General features: G+C 70.8%; 17 protein-coding genes. 8 read left to right on the top strand and 9 right to left on the bottom strand.

Annotation, left to right across the window (positions count from 1 at the left end; all coding sequences use genetic code 11):
- Positions 1-133: 133 nt before the first annotated feature.
- The 7 genes from D7318_RS25640 (at position 134) to D7318_RS25610 (ending at position 6,781) form a co-directional block, all read left to right on the top strand.
- Positions 134-1,180: a helix-turn-helix domain-containing protein gene (locus D7318_RS25640; RefSeq protein WP_147437825.1), complete on the top strand. Its 1,047-nt coding sequence runs from the start codon at positions 134-136 to the stop codon at positions 1,178-1,180.
- Between the two features lie 35 nt (positions 1,181-1,215).
- Positions 1,216-1,677 carry a hypothetical protein gene (locus D7318_RS25635; protein ID WP_120699582.1) on the top strand — a complete coding sequence of 154 codons (462 nt, stop codon included), beginning with the start codon at positions 1,216-1,218 and terminating at the stop codon, positions 1,675-1,677.
- A complete protein-coding gene (locus D7318_RS25630; RefSeq protein ID WP_120699581.1) occupies positions 1,659-3,899 on the top strand; it encodes a hypothetical protein in 2,241 nt (746 codons plus the stop codon). The genes D7318_RS25635 and D7318_RS25630 overlap by 19 nt, the downstream gene beginning before the upstream one ends.
- A 47-nt stretch (positions 3,900-3,946) precedes the next feature.
- Positions 3,947-4,549 carry a hypothetical protein gene (locus D7318_RS25625; RefSeq protein WP_147437823.1) on the top strand — a complete coding sequence of 201 codons (603 nt, stop codon included), beginning with the start codon at positions 3,947-3,949 and terminating at the stop codon, positions 4,547-4,549.
- A 139-nt stretch (positions 4,550-4,688) separates the two neighbouring features.
- Positions 4,689-5,291: a hypothetical protein gene (locus tag D7318_RS25620; protein ID WP_120699579.1), complete on the top strand. Its 603-nt coding sequence runs from the start codon at positions 4,689-4,691 to the stop codon at positions 5,289-5,291.
- A 139-nt stretch (positions 5,292-5,430) separates the two neighbouring features.
- A complete protein-coding gene (locus D7318_RS25615; RefSeq protein WP_120699578.1) occupies positions 5,431-6,033 on the top strand; it encodes a hypothetical protein in 603 nt (200 codons plus the stop codon).
- 139 nt (positions 6,034-6,172) lie between these two features.
- Positions 6,173-6,781 (top strand): hypothetical protein, encoded by a 609-nt coding sequence (locus D7318_RS25610; protein WP_120699577.1) that lies wholly within the window; start codon positions 6,173-6,175, stop codon positions 6,779-6,781.
- A 2-nt stretch (positions 6,782-6,783) separates the two neighbouring features.
- Here the strand turns inward: D7318_RS25610 and urtE are convergent, their stop codons facing one another.
- The 6 genes from urtE to D7318_RS25580 form a co-directional block, all read right to left on the bottom strand.
- Positions 6,784-7,476: an urea ABC transporter ATP-binding subunit UrtE gene (urtE, locus tag D7318_RS25605; RefSeq protein ID WP_120699576.1), complete on the bottom strand. Its 693-nt coding sequence runs from the start codon at positions 7,474-7,476 to the stop codon at positions 6,784-6,786.
- Positions 7,476-8,225 carry an urea ABC transporter ATP-binding protein UrtD gene (gene urtD / locus D7318_RS25600; protein ID WP_120699575.1) on the bottom strand — a complete coding sequence of 250 codons (750 nt, stop codon included), beginning with the start codon at positions 8,223-8,225 and terminating at the stop codon, positions 7,476-7,478. Before urtD ends, urtE begins: the two co-directional genes overlap by 1 nt.
- Entirely contained in the window at positions 8,222-9,322 is a 1,101-nt protein-coding gene (urtC, locus tag D7318_RS25595) for an urea ABC transporter permease subunit UrtC (protein ID WP_120699574.1), read from the bottom strand. The genes urtD and urtC overlap by 4 nt, the downstream gene beginning before the upstream one ends.
- A complete protein-coding gene (gene urtB / locus D7318_RS25590) occupies positions 9,319-10,215 on the bottom strand; it encodes an urea ABC transporter permease subunit UrtB (protein WP_120699573.1) in 897 nt (298 codons plus the stop codon). The genes urtC and urtB overlap by 4 nt, the downstream gene beginning before the upstream one ends.
- Positions 10,212-11,543 carry an urea ABC transporter substrate-binding protein gene (gene urtA / locus D7318_RS25585; protein WP_120699572.1) on the bottom strand — a complete coding sequence of 444 codons (1,332 nt, stop codon included), beginning with the start codon at positions 11,541-11,543 and terminating at the stop codon, positions 10,212-10,214. Before urtA ends, urtB begins: the two co-directional genes overlap by 4 nt.
- Before the next feature lie 158 nt (positions 11,544-11,701).
- Positions 11,702-12,820 carry a substrate-binding domain-containing protein gene (locus D7318_RS25580; RefSeq protein WP_120699571.1) on the bottom strand — a complete coding sequence of 373 codons (1,119 nt, stop codon included), beginning with the start codon at positions 12,818-12,820 and terminating at the stop codon, positions 11,702-11,704.
- A gap of 98 nt (positions 12,821-12,918) precedes the next feature.
- Here D7318_RS25580 and D7318_RS25575 point away from each other — a divergent pair, with 98 nt between their 5' ends.
- The gene (locus D7318_RS25575) at positions 12,919-13,344 is read left to right on the top strand and encodes a MarR family winged helix-turn-helix transcriptional regulator (RefSeq protein WP_120699570.1); all 426 of its coding nucleotides are present in this window, start codon (positions 12,919-12,921) and stop codon (positions 13,342-13,344) included.
- An 18-nt stretch (positions 13,345-13,362) separates the two neighbouring features.
- On the opposite strand, the gene D7318_RS25570 is transcribed toward D7318_RS25575, so the two are convergent.
- The 3 genes from D7318_RS25570 to D7318_RS34205 are packed head-to-tail and all read right to left on the bottom strand — an operon-like array spanning position 13,363 to position 16,098.
- Complete coding sequence (locus D7318_RS25570; protein ID WP_120699569.1) at positions 13,363-13,839, bottom strand: hypothetical protein; 477 nt, start codon at positions 13,837-13,839, stop codon at positions 13,363-13,365.
- The gene (locus D7318_RS25565) at positions 13,836-14,195 is read right to left on the bottom strand and encodes a GntR family transcriptional regulator (RefSeq protein ID WP_408055534.1); all 360 of its coding nucleotides are present in this window, start codon (positions 14,193-14,195) and stop codon (positions 13,836-13,838) included. The genes D7318_RS25570 and D7318_RS25565 overlap by 4 nt, the downstream gene beginning before the upstream one ends.
- 49 nt (positions 14,196-14,244) lie before the next feature.
- Entirely contained in the window at positions 14,245-16,098 is a 1,854-nt protein-coding gene (locus D7318_RS34205) for an ATP-binding protein (RefSeq protein WP_230424076.1), read from the bottom strand.
- Positions 16,099-16,250 lie beyond the last annotated feature (152 nt).

The following is a 16,250-nucleotide window of genomic DNA, read 5'->3' as shown; positions in this document are numbered from 1 at the left end:
ACCGAACCACCCGGCGTCCTCACCGCGCTCTCGCCCCGCTATCGCCGGGGCGGTGGCGGACGGGTAGTGGCGTGATGAGCGGCTCTGCGACGGTGATCCGGCTGAGCCCTCTCACACAGGCTTCGGAGGAGACATGGCTACGGTTGCCCTGCCGCGGATCGGGTTGGCCCCGGACGTGGACGAACCGGTGGGCGCGCGCATGGACGACCACGCGGCGGCGCTCTACCACTACACCGTCCGCCGGGGGGAGTTGGGAGCGCTCGAACCCGCCGCCGCCGAGCTGGGGTTGCCCGTCGCCACGCTGCTCGCGGCGGCCACCCGGCTGGTCGAGCTGCGCCTGCTCGGCACCGAGGAGGCGGCCGATGGCCGCCTGGTGCCCGCACCTCCCGAGGTGGCGACGGCGCTGCTGGTGTCGCCGGTCGAACGCGCCATGTACCGGCGGCGGGAGCTGGCAGACCGGCTGCGCGACCGCATCGGCGCGGTGGCGGGGGGCGGGGCGGGCGGCGAGATCGACGCGTTGGACGGCGGCGCGGAGATCCGCGGCCTGTTCAAGCTGGCCGCGGAGACATGCCGGGATGAGCTGGTGGTGCTGCGGCCCGGGCACCGTCAAGAGGACGCGCTCGACGAGCTGTTGAGCCCGTGCTTCGACGTGTTGGAGCGGCAGGTCCCGGTCCGCGTCGTGTCCCCGCACCGCAGCAGGACGGGCTTCGCCGCCCGCGCCAGGTCGACACGCCTCGCCCGGGGCGGCGCCGGGATCCGGACGCTGAGCCAAGTCCCGCAGGCCGCCGTGGTGTTCGACCGCTCGCTCGCCGTGCTGATCGACCTGCCCGAGCACGGCGGCGAGCCCACCGCGCGGCGGGTGCGCGACGGCGACGTGGTGCGGTTCATGGTGGAGCTGTTCGACCAACTCTGGGAGGGCGCGACACCGTTCACCGTGGGCGGCCCCGGCTACGCGGACGCGGCGGACGACCTCAAGCAGTCGCTGGCGCGGCTGATGGCCGAGGGCCTGACCGACGAGGTGGTGGCGCGCCGTCTGGGCATGTCGGTCCGCACATGCCGTCGCCACATCGCGGGCCTGCTACGCGACTTGGACGCGGTCAGCAGATTCCAGGCGGGCGCCCGCGCGGCCACCCGCTTCCCCCTGACCGGCGCCAGGGAGGACCGCGCCGAGAACGGGTGACGCTCTAGGATGCTCACTCGGAGGGGGGAATCCGCATGACCTTCGACGAGGAGTGGGCCCGTTTACAGGCGGCGGCCCAGGACGAGCTCAACGCGACGCGGCTGAACAGCGACGGCGGGGCAGGTGACGGAGCGGACTACGCGGTTTCCGGGGAGGAGCTCAGGCCGGTCCACGAGGTGGCGGGCGAGCTGGCCGACGAGCTCGACCGGAACGGCTCTCTGGCGCGGAACCCCACCCATGTGGCGGGCATCTTCCTGCGCACGCCCGGCCTGGAGACGGGCTACGCGCTGATCGAGGTCGCCGAACGCTGGCAGTCCCAGGCCGACGCCCTGCGTTCGGCGTGCAGGCGCATCGCGGGCCATGTCGACGCGACCGTGCGGGCCCACAGCGCCACCGAGCAGGAGACGCTCGCCGACCTCAGGGGCGCCTCGGCCCCGGCCTCCAACCCCCGCCTCGACGCGCTGGACGGGGGCCCGTCATGGCACGAGGCTCGCTGACGTTCGAGGAGCTTCTCCACCTCTCCCTGGGCCAGTTGGACGAGGCCGTCGGGGAGTGGGACCTCCAGGTCCAGCGCCTCGACGAGATGAAGGAGAACGCCGAGGCCATGGTGCGGCGCACCCGCCGCGCGAACTGGAGGGGCGAGAACGCCGATGTCACCACCGAGTTCGTCACGGAACAGGGTGAGCAGTTCGAGGCGGCACGCAGACAGGCTGCGACGCTACGGGAGTTGGTGCGCGACGGCCATCAGCGGCTGAAGACCTCCAAGGACCGGCTCACGACCCTGGTCGAGACGGACGCCCCGGCCCTCGGCGTCCACATCAGCGCCTCCGGCGAGGTGACAAGTGACCTCACCGGGCTCGACCCCGAGACGCGCAGGACGCGCCAGGACGCGGTGATCGAGGTGTCGGAGCGGATCACCGACGTCCTGCGGACCGTCGCGGAGGACGACGCGGAGATCTCCCGGGCCCTGCGCATGGCGATGGGCACCGACCCCGACCGTTTCACCCCCGTCGACTACACCTCGGTCCAACAGGCCACCCTGGCGCACGAGGACGCCCGTCGCGCCCTGGAGTTGATGGAGCGGGGCGGGGAGTTGAGCGCGGACGAGCTGAACGACCTCGCCCTCCTCCTCGAACTCCACCAGGACGACCCGGCGTTCGCGGAGCACATCGCCACGGAACTCGGCCCTCGGGGCGTGCTGGAGTACTGGTCGGATCTGAGCACCTACGCCCCGGGCGGCGACGGCGGCGAGGAGTGGACGGACTCGGCGGGCGCCCTCCAGACGAGCCTGGGCGCGGTCCTCGGCACGGCGACCCGGTCGGACTCGGCGGCGATGGAGCGCTGGGAGCGCGACCTCATCGACCTCGCCGACGAGCCGATCGGCGACGGCGCCTACCCGCTGGGCTTCCACGCCACCAGCGCGCTGATGCACGGCGGCACATGGGAGGACTCGTTCCTCCTCGACTACGGGGACGCGCTCTTCGCCCACGAGCGGGACTCGGGTGCCGCCCCCGCCTCGCTGTGGGACATGAACAGCGGGCCCACCGTGAGCTTCGTCGGCGACGACCCGGGCCGCGACCCCATGGTGGGTTTCCTCAGCGGCCTGTCCCACGCGCCCGCCGCGGCCACCGAGTTCTTCGCCCCACCTGAGGGCTTCGATCCGACGGCGGACGACGTCGAGATCAACGAACGTCTCCAGTATCTCGCCGTCGACCGCGACTGGTGGACGGACCACGGCGAGGACCGCGCAGCCCCGGCCCAGCTCGGCGCCGCCCTGCTGGCGGCCACCACGGGAAGCTCGGCGGCGGGCTTCTCCGTCGGCGACCTCGAGGACATGGAGAGCGCTCTCCAACTCGACATGCGCAGCGTGGAGTCGGCGGCCGTGATGGAACAGGTCGTCCACCTCTACGGCACCGCCGACCCCGACCTCATCCACGAGCAGCCGGAGATGGCCGAGAGCCTGGGCCTGATGGCGTCGATGTACATGGACGACATCGGCTACTGGGTGACCACGAATTCGGACGAGCAACGGAACGATGTCGCCGACGTCTACGAGACGTCGTACGGGGGACACCTTCGGAACGGTCACTTTCCCACGATCGACTTCCTGATCGCCCTCGGCGAGTCGAAGACCGCGCACGCGGTGACCAATCAAGGAGTCTTCGCATACACCGTAGGAAGTATGAGCACCTTCCCGCCGGATGACACCACCAACTTTCTGACAGGGCACGAGCTGCTCCATACGGGTGCGGAAATGCGGGGGATTCTGGATGAGGCGCGAATACTACGCGTCGAGGAGGAGTTCGCGACGGACCAGGCGGCGCAGCAGCAAGAGTTGGCCCAGAGCGCAGGGTGGATGAAGGCGGCCACTGGTGGGCTGCTCGGCGTCGCGGCGGGTGGGGCAGCCGTCTTGCTGACCGGAGGCGCGGCACCCGTCGTCGTGCCGATCGTGGCAGGAGGCGCGAGCCCTCTCGCCGCCGAGTTCATCAACCAGAACATCGACGCGCTCGTGTCCCAGGGAGATTCAGAAGGCGCGATGGACAGAGCAGGCTTCCGTCGAACGGCGTTGGAGGAGATCGCGACTATGCAGGATCAGTACTGGACCGACCTCGGGCCGGGCGTCGACACCAATACGAGTCAGCTCAGCGCCGACCTGCTGAGCAGGGCGTACGACGGGGGCCGGAACATGGTGGAAAAGCCCGACTCACGCGGGGAATGAGCACGGCCATGATGAACGCAGCGGGCAGGTCGACACGAACCCTGTTCATGAGCGCGCTGTTCGTCGCTGCCTCCGCCTGCACCTCGGGCGGCGATGAACAGAACTCCGGCGAGCAGGAGTACGACATGACGGCCAACGAGGTATGCCAAGGCACCCTCGCCGGAAGCGCGGACAGCCTCGAAGCACGAGCGCGCAGCGAGGAGTTCGGAGAGATCGACATGGCTCCCTCGTACACTCCGACCGACTACGCCGAGGTGCTGATGGAGAACAACGTGATCACCACCGATTTCTGCGTGATCTACACGCCGGGTGCGTATCCCATGGACTTCGCGACCATCGAATTCGCCTGGTCTTCCATGGTGCCCACTCCGGGTCACGAGCGCCGCCTCACCTACTACGACGTGGACGCGTACGCCTCGACCAGCGACCAGTACGCGGCCATGTACGTCAACTGCCCCGTGGGCGCAGCCCCACCCGACGAGCTGCTGTGGGCCGAACTCGCCGTCCAGACCCCCGGCAGCGGCTCCGATCACGACGACATGATCGCCATCCTCAACTCCGCCGCCTACGCCGTCGTCGAAGCGCTCGGCTGCACCGAAGAATCAGGACTGACACCCGAGCCACCCGCCCGATGGGAGGCCCCCACGTGATCGACCAAGAAGACCCGGAAGGCGCGATGGACGAAGCAGGCTTCCGTCGAACAACGCTTGAAGAGATCGCGATCACCCAGGAGCGGCACCGGGCCGACACATGAGGAAACCAGCGAGCAGGTCCACACGGACCCTGCTCATGAGCGCGCTCCTCCTCAGCGCCACCGCCTGCACCTCCGGCGGCGGTGAACAGGGCTCCGACGAGGACGAGTACAACATGACAGCCGACGAGGTCTGCCAGGGCACCCTCGCCGGAAGCGCCGACAGCCTCGAAGCACGAGCGCGCAGCGAGGAGTTCGGAGAGATCGAGCAATCCCCCTCGTACACACCCGCCGACTACGCCGACGTGCTGATGGAGAACGAGACCGTGTCGACCGACTTCTGCGTGATATTCGCGCCCGTCGTGCCCGACAGCCGGTTCGCGAACATCGTCTTCTCCTGGTCCGCACTCGTGCCCGAGCCGGGTGCGCGTCCCGAGCAGACCTATTACGACATCTCCCCCCTCGCTTCGGCGGGCGACCACAATGCGAGGATCCTTCTCACCTGCCCGGTCGGGGCCGCGCCTGAGGATGAGCTGCTACAGGCGGAGTTGACGATGTACGACTCGGGCAGCGGCTCCGATCATGACGACATGATCGCCATCCTCAACTCCGCCGCCTACGCCGTCGTCGAAGCGCTCGGCTGCACCGAGGAATCGGGACTGACACCCGAGCCACCCGCCCGATGGGAGGCCCCCGCGTGATCGACCAAGAAGACCCGGAAGGCGCGATGGACGAAGGGGACTTCCAACGAACGGCGCTTGAAGAGATCGCGATCGCCCAGGAGCGGCACCGGGCCGACACATGAGGAATCCAGCGAGCAGGTCCACACGGACCCTGCTCATGAGCGCGCTCCTCCTCAGCGCCACCGCCTGCACCTCCGGCGGCGGTGAACAGGGCTCCGACGAGGACGAGTACAACATGACAGCCGACGAGGTCTGCCAGGGCACCCTCGCCGGAAGCGCCGACAGCCTCGAAGCACGAGCGCGCAGCGAGGAGTTCGGAGAGATCGACATGGCTCCCTCGTACACACCCGCCGACTACGCCGACGTGCTGATGGAGAACAACGTCACCCCCACCAACCTCTGCGTGATCTACGCGCCGGTGAGGGACCGGGGAGAGTTCGCGTCCATCAAGTTCTCCTGGTTCGACCTGGTGCCCACTCCGGGTGAGGATCGCCGCCTCACCTACTACGACGTGGACGCCTACGCCTCGACCAGCGACCAGTACGCGGCCATGTTCGTCAACTGCCCCGTGGGCGCAGCCCCACCCGACGAACTGCTGTGGGCCGAACTCGCCGTCCAGACCCCCGGTAGCGGCTCCGATCACGACGACATGATCGCCATCCTCAACTCCGCCACCTACACCGTCGTCGACGCACTCGGCTGCACCGAAGAATCGGGACTGACACCCGAGCCACCCGCCCGATGGGAGGCCCCCGCGTGATCGACCAAGAAGACCCGGAAGGCGCGATGGACGGAGAAGACTTCCGACGAACGGCGCTCGAGGAGATCGCGATCAGCCAGGAGCAGCACCGGGCCGACACATGAGGAATCCAGCGAGCAGGTCCACACGGACCCTGCTCATGAGCGCGCTCCTCCTCAGCGCCACCGCCTGCACCTCCGGCGGCGGGGACGAGGAGGTGGACCACGGCGGGGTCGTGCACGACATGTCAGCCGACGAGGTCTGCCGTGGCACCCTCGCCGGAGGCGCCGACAGCCTCGAAGCACGGTCCGGAGAAACGGAGTTCGGCGAGATCGACACGGCTCCCTCCTATGATCCGCGGGACTACGCGGACGTGCTGATGGAGAACGATGTCATCACCACCAACCTCTGCGTGATCTACACGCCCAGTACTTCACCCCGTTCGTTCGCCTCGATCACGTTCTCGTGGGTGGAGCGCGTTCCGACACCGGGGGCCCGCCCCGACGCCACCTACTACGACATCACTCCCTATGGCTCGGCCAGCGACCAGAACGCGACGATGGGTGTGCCCTGCCCGGTTGGAGCGGCTCCGGACGACGCGTTCCTCCAAGGCGAACTCGCCGTCCAGACCCCCGGCAGCGGCTCCGATCATGACGACATGATCGCCATCCTCAACTCCGCCGCCCACGCCGTCGTCGAAGCGCTCGGCTGCACCGAAGAATCGGGACTGACACCCGAGCCACCCGCCCGGTGGGAGGCTCCCGCCTGACCTCACACCCGTAGCGCCTCCCGCACCGCCGCCTCGGCGTCCGCCGTGCCGGGGCCCGAGGAGGTGATCCGGCCCGCCTCGAGGACGTAGTACCGCTGCGCCGCCCTGAGGGCGAAGCCGACGTGCTGCTCCACCAGCAGCACGGACAGGCCGCCCCGGCCGCTCAGGTCGAGGATCGTGGTCTGGATCTCGCGCACCACCGAGGGCTGGATGCCCTCCGTCGGCTCGTCGAGGAGCAGCAGCCGGGGGCGGGTCATCAGGGCGCGGGCGAGGGCGAGTTGCTGGCGTTGGCCGCCGGAGAGGAGGCCCGCGGGGCGGGTGGTCACCTCGCGGAGGGCGGGGAAGAGGTCGAGCGCCTCGTCGAGGGCCGCGCGCCCGTCGCGGCGGCCGTCGGCGATCAGCCGCAGGTTCTCCATGGTGGTGAGCTGCGGAAAGCTCTGCTGCCCCTGCGGGACATACGCGATCCCGCGCCGCGCCCGCCGGTGCGCGGGGAGCCGGGTGATGTCCTCGCCGTCGAGGATGACGGTGCCGGAACGGGGCCTGATGAGGCCGACGGCCGCGCGCAGCAAGGTGGACTTTCCCGCGCCGTTGTGGCCGAGCACGGTGGCCACGCCGTCCTCGGGGACGGTGAGGGACACGCCGTGCAGCACGGTGGTGCGGTCGTATCCGGCGACCAGGCCGGTGATCTCCAGCATCAGGCCACCGCCGTCTCGCCGAGGTAGACCTCCTGGACCCGGGGGTCGGCGCGCACCTCGGCGACCGTTCCCTCGCTCAGGACGCGCCCGGCGTGCAGAACGGTGACGCTGGCGGCGAAGGCGCGCATGAAGTCCATGTCGTGTTCGATGACGACGACCGTGCGGTCCTCGCCGACGCGTTGGAGCAACTGGCCTGTCTGCTCGCGTTCTTCGTGGCTCATCCCGGCGACCGGCTCGTCGAGCAGCAGGAGTTGGACGTTCTGCACGAGCAGCATGCCGATCTCCAGCCACTGCTTCTGACCGTGTGCCAGGGTGCCTGCCGCGCGGTCGCGTTGGCCGGTCAACCCCGTGGTCTCCAGGGCGCGTTGCACCTCGTCGGGAACGGTCCTGCGGCGGCGCAGCAGGGTGTGGGGGCGGCGGGTGGTGCCCGCGGCGATGTCGAGGTTCTGGAGGACGGTGAGGTTCTCGAAGACGGTGGCGGTCTGGAACGTGCGCCCGATGCCGAGCCGGACGATGCGGTGGACGGGGCGGCCGAGCAGCTCGCGGCCGCCGAACCTGACGGAGCCGGTGGCCGGGGTGAGTCCGGTGATGGCGTCCACCAGGGTGGTCTTGCCCGCGCCGTTGGGTCCGATGAGGAACCGCAGATCGCCGGGGCCGACGCGCAGGCTGACGCCGTCGACGGCCACGAAGCCGTCGAACGTGACCCGCACGTCGTCGATCACCAGGTCGTTGAGGGGCTGTTCGGTCATGCCGCTGTCACCACTTCCGTTCGCTGGCGCCGCCGGGCGGCGGCCAGGTGCCACAGGGAGGCGAGGCCGCCGGGGAGGAAGGCGACCACCACGACGAAGAGGCCGCCCTGGAAGTACGTCCAGGCGGAGGGGAATTCCTCGGAGAGTGTGGTCTGTGCCCAGGCGACGGCGACCGCGCCGAGGGCGGCCCCGGCGACGCTGGCCCGGCCGCCGATGGCCGCGCCGATGACGAACTGGATGGACGGCACGATGCCGATGAGCGCGGGGGAGATGATCCCGACGGCGGGCACGAACAGCGCGCCCGCCACGCCCGCCATCCCCGCGGAGAGAACGTAGGCGACGAGCTTGACCAACGCGGGGTCGTAGCCGAGGAAGCGCACGCGTTCCTCCGAGTCCCTTACGGCGACGAGGAGTTCGCCGTAGCGGCTGTGGAAGAGCTGCCGCGTGGCCAGCATGAGGAGCAGCAGCGTCGCGGCGATGAGGAAGTACACCGTGCGGCGGTTGACGGGGTCGTGGAGGGAGAAGCCGAAGAAGCCCTGGAAGTTGGTGAGTCCGTTGGTGCCGCCCGTGGTGGCCTGCTGGCCGATCAGCAGGATCGCGAACGCCGCCGCGAGGGCCTGGCTGAGGATGGCGAAGTAGGCGCCGCGCACCCGGCGTCGGAAGACGGACCAGCCGATGAGCGCCGCGAGTCCCATGGGGAGCACGAGCACCGCGGCGAGCGCGACCACCGGGGAGCTGAACGGCTGCCACCACCATGGGAGTTCGTCGGTGGAGCCGTACAGCAGCATGAAGTCGGGCAGTTGCCCGGCGCCCGCGTCGGCGAGCTTCATGTGCATCGCCATGGCGTAGCCGCCGAGGCCGAAGAAGAGGCCTTGGCCGAGGACGAGCATGCCGCCCCGGCCCCAGGCCAGGGAGATGCCGACGGCCACGATGGCGACGCACAGGTAGCGGGCGAGCTGGCCGAGGCGGAAGTCGGACAGGACGAGGGGCGCGAGGCCGAAGAGGACCAGCGCGCCGAGCGCGTAGCCGAGCGGCGTCCGCCAGCGGGCCCAACGGGCGGGCGCGGTCGGTGACTTGCTGGTGGAGGAGTCGGTCATGCCAGGCTCCTGGTGCGGAGGGTGTGGATGCCCTGGGGGCGCCACTGGAGGAACGCGACGATGGCGACGAGCACGGTCACCCTGGCGACGCTCACGGTGGTGGAGTACTCCATCACCGCCTGGAGGACGCCCAGGGCGAACGCGGCGATGACCGCGCCGCGCAGCTGCCCGATGCCGCCGACGACGACCACGAGGAACGCGTCGATGATGACGTTGGTGCCCATGGTCGGGCCGATGGGGCCGACCAGGGTGAGCGCGACGCCCGCCAGGCCCGCGAGGCCCGAGCCGAGGACGAACGTCACGCGGTCCACGCGGGCGGTCGCGATCCCCGACGCCTCGGCCAGGTCCCGGTGTTGGACGACGGCGCGGATGCGGCGGCCCAGCGGGGTGAGCCGCAGCGTCAGGGTGAGCGCGACGACGGCGGCGAGCGCGAGGCCGAGGATGAACAGCCTGCCATGGGCGAGCGTCAACGGGTCGTCACCGCCGATCAGCGTGATCCGGCCGGACAGCCAACTCGGCGTCCCGGTGTGCACGTTGGGCGCGCCGAACAGGTCGCGGGCCAGCTGCTGGAGCATGAGTGAGACGCCCCAGGTGACCAGCAGCGTGTCCAGGGGGCGGGCGTAGAGGCGCCGGATCAGCAGCCATTCGAGGGCCGCGCCCATCGCCCCGGCGACCGCGAAGGCCACCGGGAGTGCGACGAGGAGCGAGACCCCGGCGGAGCCGATGGGGCCCTGGAGGAGGTAGACGGTGTAGGCGCCGGCCATGATGAACTCGCCATGGGCCATGTTGATCACGCCCATCTGGCCGAAGGTGAGCGAGAGTCCGAGGGCGATGAGCAGCAGGACCGCGCCGATGCTGACGCCGGTGAACGACTGGCTGAGGATGACCGTCACGGGGCGTCCTCGCCCGAGGACCCGTCCGTTCCCTCGCCGTCCGTCGCGTGGCCTTCCGTTCCGTCGCCGTCCGGCTGCTCGGCCGAAAGGCCCTCCGCCCAGGGGTAGTTCGTGAGGAACGGGTCGGGTGCGACGGGCTCGCCCGAGTTCCACACCTCGTCGATCAGGCCGTCGGCGCTGATGCGCCCGATGCGGGCCGTCTTGTGGATGTGCTGGGTCTCGCCGTCCACGGTCACGGTGCCCTCGGGGGCCTCGAACGTGATGCCGTCGGCCGCGGCGCGCACGTCCTCCACCTCGAACGACCCGGCCTCCTCGACCATGGCGGCCCACAGGTAGACGGAGGTATACGCGGCCTCCATCGGGTCGGATGTGGGCCGGTCCTCGCCGTAGCGGGCCTGGTAGGCGGCGACGAAGTCCTCGTTGGTCGCGCCCTCGGTGGTCTGGTAGTAGTTCCAGGAGGTCAGTTGGCCCTCGAGCGTCTCGGCGCCGATGCTGCGCACCTCCTCCTCGGCGATGGAGACGGACATCACCGGCATGGACTCGGCGGTGAGGCCCGAGGCGGCGTACTCGCGGAAGAACGAGACGTTGCTGTCGCCGTTGAGAGTGTTGAACACCGCGTCGGCGCCCGAGGATTCGACCTTGTTGGCGATCGTGGCGAACTCCGTCGAGCCCAGCGGGGCGTAGTCCTCGCCCGCGATCTCGATGCCGTGCTCCTCGGCGTACGCGGTGATGATGCGGTTGGCGGTGCGCGGGAAGACGTAGTCGCTGCCGACGAGGTAGAGGGACTCGACGCCCTCCTCCTCGCGCAGGTAGTCGAGCGCGGGGATGATCTGCTGGTTGGTGGTGGCGCCGGTGTAGAAGATGTTGGGCGACTGCTCCATGCCCTCGTACTGCACGGGGTAGAAGAGGAGCGACCCGGCGCGTTCGAAGACCGGCAGAACGGCCTTGCGGCTCGCGGAGGTCCAGCAGCCGAACACCGCGGCGACCTGGTCCTGCCTGATCAGCTTCTCGGACTTCTCGGCGAACGTCGGCCAGTCGGACGCGCCGTCCTCGCTGATCGGCTCGATCTGCTTGCCGAGCACGCCGCCCGCGGCGTTGATCTCGTCGATGGCGAGCAACAGGGCGTCGCGGACGGTGACTTCGCTGATGGCCATCGTCCCTGACAGGGAGTTGAGCAGGCCGACCTTGATGGTGTCACCCGAGGTGTCCACCTCGGCGGCGCTCCCGCCCGCCTCCTCTCCTGTCCTGGCCCCGCAGGCCGTGAGGGTCAGGGCGGTGGCGAACGCCAGTACGATCGCGGCGAGACGGGTTCCCCGGGCTCCGGGCATGACCGACCTCCTCCTAGGGTCCCTGGGAAGGGACGGGGAATCGCGAGGGGAGTGGCCGGGCCGCGCCGCCCGGCGTGGGCATGCCACAGCTTCAAAGGGCGCAGTTTCGCCGGGATTTCCCCTCCATTAATACTTCCGTTCGGAAGTATCACCGCCGTTCAAGGCCGCGCGAGGCCGCTCCAGGCGTCGAGGTCGGCGGTCACGGCGAAGTCGAGGCCGTCCGCCTCCGCCAGGTAGATGCGCTGCCGCACATGGCGGCCCGCCAGGCGCAGCAGCCCTCTGGCGCCCTCGTAGCTGACCTCCCCCGCCGCGCCCTCGATGGCGGCGACATCCCATGAACGCGCCCGGGTCATCAACGCGGCGAGCAGCAGCACGCCCTCGTAGCAGGACTCACCCAACGCGCTCGGCGCCGGGGAGTCCGGCCCGAACCGCGCGGCGTAACGCCCGTGGAAATCAAGGGTGTCGGCGGTGGCAAGGGCCCCGAAGAAGCCCGCGGTGGCCGACAGGCCGCGGGTGGCCTCGGGGCCGCTGGCGGCCAGCATGTTCTCGTCCATCAGCGTGCTCAGCCGCAGACATCGCTGGTCGAGCCCCGCGGCGGCGAACGCGCGGTTGAACCGCACCGCGTCGCTACCGACCAGCAGCATCACCACCGCGTCCGCACCCCGGCGTTCGACGGCGCGCAGCACGTTGCCGAAGTCGTGGGCGCCCAGCGGGAGATACGACGCGCCGCAGATCTCGCCACCGCTCTCGCGCGCGTAACGCTGGGCGGCGCGGGCGGTGCGCCGGGGCCAGACGTAGTCGTTGCCGACGACATACCACCGGCGCACGCGCCGTTCGGCCGCCAACAGCCGCATGGCCGGGCGGAGTTGGCCGTCGGGCGTCTCGCTGGTGAGATAGACGCCCGCCGAGTCCTCCCCGCCCTCGTAGAGCGCCGTATACACATAGGGCACCCGGGCGGCGATGCGCGGCGCGACGGCGTGGCGCACCGAGGAGATGTGCCAGCCGGTGACGCCGTGGACGGCGCCCGCGGCGACCAGCGCCTCCACCTCGGCCGCCACCAGCCGCGGCGGCGCGCCCCCGTCCACGGTGACGAGTCGCAGCTCCCGCCCGAGCACCCCGCCCGCGGCGTTGACCTCGTCGGCGGCGAGCCGGGCGCACAGCTCGCACGCGGGCCCGAAGATCCCGGCGGGCCCCTGCCGCGGCACGACGAGCGCCACCCCGAGCACCCCGGGCTCGGCCCTCAACGGCCCGCCCGCCCCGCCCGATTCCCGTCGCATCACCGGCCCATGATGCCTCCTCCCGGCGCCGCGGCGGCCGCCGGTGCGCGCGACTCGTACCATGGGGGTGGCGTTCGGGCCTTGGAGGGCGGAGGGGTATGTCCGTTGATCTCGTGGGGTTGCTGGCCCGGGCCGAGCGGTTGGCCGTACGGCGGTTGCGTGGGGTGCTGGACGAGGAGGGGTGTTCCGTCGACGCGTGGCGCGTGATGTCGCTGCTCGCCGACGGGGAGGGGCACGGCATGACGGCCATCTCCGAGTGCGTGCTGCTGCCGCCGCCGACGCTGACCCGGCTCGTCGACCAGCTCGTCGACGACGGCATGGTGCACCGGCGCGTCGACCCGCTCGACCGGCGCAGGATCCTGGCGTTCCTCACGCCGCGCGGGCGCGAGGTGTGGCAGCGCCTCGACCAACGGGTCAGCGCCACCTGGGAGTCGCTGCCGAGCAGCGGCGACGACGAGCTGCTCGCGACGCTGCTCACCCGGCTGGTGGCCGGGCTCGAGGGGAACCGCCCGGCGCTGGCCTGACGTTCGTCCGCGCGCGGGTCAACGCCTCGCCGCGAGGTAGTCGTTGATCAGCGAGGCGCCGGTCGCGGCGTCCCGGCAGGTGATGACGACCCTCCGGCCGTTCCGCAGGTTGAGCGCCAGACTCTCACCGCTCCTGACCAGGTATGCCGTGGTCCGGCCCCGCACGCGATAGCCCCAACCGCCCATCGAGAGCGCGGAGATGTCGTCCCTCTCGGCCTTGTCGATGTCGGCGAACGGCACATGCCGCCGCGGCCAGCCCAGATAGCCCATCCGGATGAGCACCCCGGACTCGCCGACCACCACGCGCACCGAGCCGAACAGCGAGGTGACCACGGGCGCGATGAGCGCCAGGAGTATCCCTGGCCCCGCCGACGACCACAGTGTCGCGATCAACACGGCGGCCAGCGCCGCGCCGAAGAGGGGAACGGCCACGTTCCCGGCGCCGCTCACCCAGGCCGTCCGACGCCCCGCGCCGCCCTTGTCCTTGTCTCTCATCCGAACTCCTCGATCATGTGGGCCAGTTCCTCGCGCCGGTAGCCGTTCCGCTCACCGACCTCCACCAACCGCCGGACCAGCTCGGCGACTTCGGCGTCCCCGGGCGAGAGCGCGCTCACCCGGACCCCGCGGCCCCGCCTGAACTCCAGCAGCCCTTCGTCGCGCAGCGCGCGCAGGGCGCGCAGCACGGTGTTCGCGTTGAGGCCGAGGGCATCGCCCAACTCCTTGGCGGTGGGCAGCCTGTCCCCCGCCGCCAGGTCGCGCGTGCGGATGGCCCGGCGCAGCTCCGCGGCCAGCTGCTCGTGCAGCGGGCGCGCGTCCGATGGATCGACATGAAGCAGCATGGTGCTACTCATGCTAGCTTCATAGGCATCGATGGGGAAGACCGGGGAGCGCAGGGCCCGTTCAGCCGACGTCCGTGGCCAGGCCGCCCGACGCGGCGTGCGCGCGCCCGCGTTCCACGGCGTGTGCGGGCACCATGACCAGCGCGGTCGTGCCGCCGGAGCCCGATGGCCGCACCTGGACGCGGATGCCATGGCGCCGGGCCAGGCGGCCCACAAGGAAGAGGCCCATGCGGTGGGAGACGGCGAGGTCCACCTCGGGCGGCTCGGCCAGCCGCTGGTTGATGTCCTCCATGTCGAACCTTGACAGGCCGATGCCCCGGTCCTCGATCTCCACCAGGACCCGGCCGTCGGGCAGTTGCTGGCCGCTGAGGGCGACCCGGGTCTGCGGCGAGGAGAACGAGGTGGCGTTCTCCAGGAGTTCGGCCAGCAGATGCACCAGGTCGCTCACCACGGGCTCGACGACATCCAGCGGCGGGACCCCGCTCAGCTCGACGCGCCGGTGATCCGCCACCTCGTACGCCGCGGCGCGCAGCACGTTCACCAGGGGGATCGGGTGCGTCCAACGGTGGTACGTCTCCACCCCGTTCAGCGCGAGCGCGCTCTCCGCGAGGCGGCGCACGCGGACGGCCAGGTGGTCGAGCCCGAACAGCGAGGCGAGCCGGTCCTGGTCGGTCTCGCGCTCCTCCAGCTCGGAGATCAGGGCGAGTTGGCGCTGGACGACTCCCAGGGTGCGGCGCGAGAGCTGGGTGGTGGCGCGGCGCAACACGGCCTGCTCCCCCGCCACCCGCACGGCCTCCCGCCGGACCTCCTCGATCGCCTCGCCCGCCCGGCCGATGTCGTCCTGGCCCTGGAGGTCGATCGGCCGGGGTACGAAGTCCGCCGGATCGGCTCCGTCGTGGGCGAGGAGGCGCCGACCGTACTCGGTGAACTCCTCGGCCATCCGCCGTGCCGCCTCGGACAGTTGGCGGGCCGCCGCCGATCTTCTGAGCACCGGGGGCCGCATCCGACCGGCCTTGGCCGCCGCCTCGTCGACCAGCTTCTCCGCCTCGGCCCGCGCCTCCTCGATCCGCGCCGCGGCGTCCCGCGCGGCCTCGAACCGCACGCGTTCCGCCTCGCGTTGCACGCGTTCCAGGTCCTCGAGCCGGTGCCCTGCCACATCGGCGGCCCTCGCCGCGCGCAGCCGCTCCTCGGCGGCGAGCCGCTCCAACTCCTCGCGCTCCGTCGCCTCTTGGGCCACGGCCAGCTCGGCCTCCAGCTCCTCGCAGTGGGTGAGCGCGGCATCCCGCTCCCGCTCCGCCTCCCGCAGGGCCTCCTCGAGCCTGGCGATCTCCTCGCGCAGCCTGGCGGACTCCTGCCGCAGCTCCTCCTCGCGGGCGCCGTGCCGTTCGAGGTCGGCACGCAGGCGACTCCTTTCGCGCCTGCCCGCGCCGTCCACCTCGCGTAACCGTGTCTCGAGCGCGAGAAGTCGGCGCCGCTCGCCGGTGACGGCACCTCTCAGCTCGCGCAGCTCCAGCTCCGCCGCCTCCTTCCGCAGCACGGCGTCCTCGAGGCGGTCGCTGGCCATCTGCTCGCGATACCTGGCGGGCCTGGTGGCCAGCAGCGCCTCGCGGTGCAGCCGGTACAGGTCGCCCTGGAGCTCGGCGGTGACCTCCCGGCCGTTGACCTTGCAGGCCGACTTCATCAGGTCGTCGAGGAACCGCTTGTCGGGAACGCGCTCTCCGCTCAGAAAGCGTGAGACCGACGCATGGCCGATGTGGTGGTAGGCCGCGAACTGGCGCTGCGACTGCCCCGTGGCCCTCAGCAGGCGGCGCAGCGCGAGGGCGAGGGCCCGCCCCTCCGGGGTCAGGTCCGCGCGCAGCCCCGCCTCCTCCGCGCCGCCCTCCGCACCACTGCCCGGGTCCGTTCCCTCCACCATCCGCTCCTCTCCGGCGGTCCCCGCGCTAGGGAGCGTATTTAGTTGTGTTCAAGGGGTGGCTCGTGTCAGGTCCTTGATCCAGATCATCGAGGCGCGAAGGTAGAGGCCGGCGAGGTAGCTGTCCGGGGTCTTGTCGTAGCGGGTTGCGATGC

Origin of the sequence: Streptomyces radicis (genome assembly GCF_003626575.1) — a bacterium.
In the GTDB taxonomy this organism is placed as follows: Bacteria; Actinomycetota; Actinomycetes; order Streptomycetales; family Streptomycetaceae; genus Streptomyces; species Streptomyces radicis.
The sequence above is the reverse complement of the archived record's forward strand: the minus strand, read 5'-3'. Positions and strand labels throughout refer to the sequence as shown.

Excerpts from the sequence above, each read along its gene's own strand:
- urtD (WP_120699575.1), bottom strand. The coding sequence starts at position 8,225 with ATGACCGAACAGCCCCTCAACGACCTGGTGATCGACGACGTGCGGGTC.
- D7318_RS25620 (WP_120699579.1), top strand. The coding sequence starts at position 4,689 with ATGAGCGCGCTCCTCCTCAGCGCCACCGCCTGCACCTCCGGCGGCGGT.
- urtE (WP_120699576.1), bottom strand. The coding sequence starts at position 7,476 with ATGCTGGAGATCACCGGCCTGGTCGCCGGATACGACCGCACCACCGTG.
- D7318_RS25610 (WP_120699577.1), top strand. The coding sequence starts at position 6,173 with ATGAGCGCGCTCCTCCTCAGCGCCACCGCCTGCACCTCCGGCGGCGGG.
- D7318_RS25570 (WP_120699569.1), bottom strand. The coding sequence starts at position 13,839 with ATGAGAGACAAGGACAAGGGCGGCGCGGGGCGTCGGACGGCCTGGGTG.
- D7318_RS25630 (WP_120699581.1), top strand. The coding sequence starts at position 1,659 with ATGGCACGAGGCTCGCTGACGTTCGAGGAGCTTCTCCACCTCTCCCTG.
- D7318_RS34205 (WP_230424076.1), bottom strand. The coding sequence starts at position 16,098 with ATGGTGGAGGGAACGGACCCGGGCAGTGGTGCGGAGGGCGGCGCGGAG.
- D7318_RS25635 (WP_120699582.1), top strand. The coding sequence starts at position 1,216 with ATGACCTTCGACGAGGAGTGGGCCCGTTTACAGGCGGCGGCCCAGGAC.
- D7318_RS25580 (WP_120699571.1), bottom strand. The coding sequence starts at position 12,820 with ATGCGACGGGAATCGGGCGGGGCGGGCGGGCCGTTGAGGGCCGAGCCC.
- urtC (WP_120699574.1), bottom strand. The coding sequence starts at position 9,322 with ATGACCGACTCCTCCACCAGCAAGTCACCGACCGCGCCCGCCCGTTGG.
- urtA (WP_120699572.1), bottom strand. The coding sequence starts at position 11,543 with ATGCCCGGAGCCCGGGGAACCCGTCTCGCCGCGATCGTACTGGCGTTC.
- D7318_RS25625 (WP_147437823.1), top strand. The coding sequence starts at position 3,947 with ATGAGCGCGCTGTTCGTCGCTGCCTCCGCCTGCACCTCGGGCGGCGAT.
- D7318_RS25575 (WP_120699570.1), top strand. The coding sequence starts at position 12,919 with ATGTCCGTTGATCTCGTGGGGTTGCTGGCCCGGGCCGAGCGGTTGGCC.
- D7318_RS25640 (WP_147437825.1), top strand. The coding sequence starts at position 134 with ATGGCTACGGTTGCCCTGCCGCGGATCGGGTTGGCCCCGGACGTGGAC.
- D7318_RS25565 (WP_408055534.1), bottom strand. The coding sequence starts at position 14,195 with ATGAGTAGCACCATGCTGCTTCATGTCGATCCATCGGACGCGCGCCCG.
- D7318_RS25615 (WP_120699578.1), top strand. The coding sequence starts at position 5,431 with ATGAGCGCGCTCCTCCTCAGCGCCACCGCCTGCACCTCCGGCGGCGGT.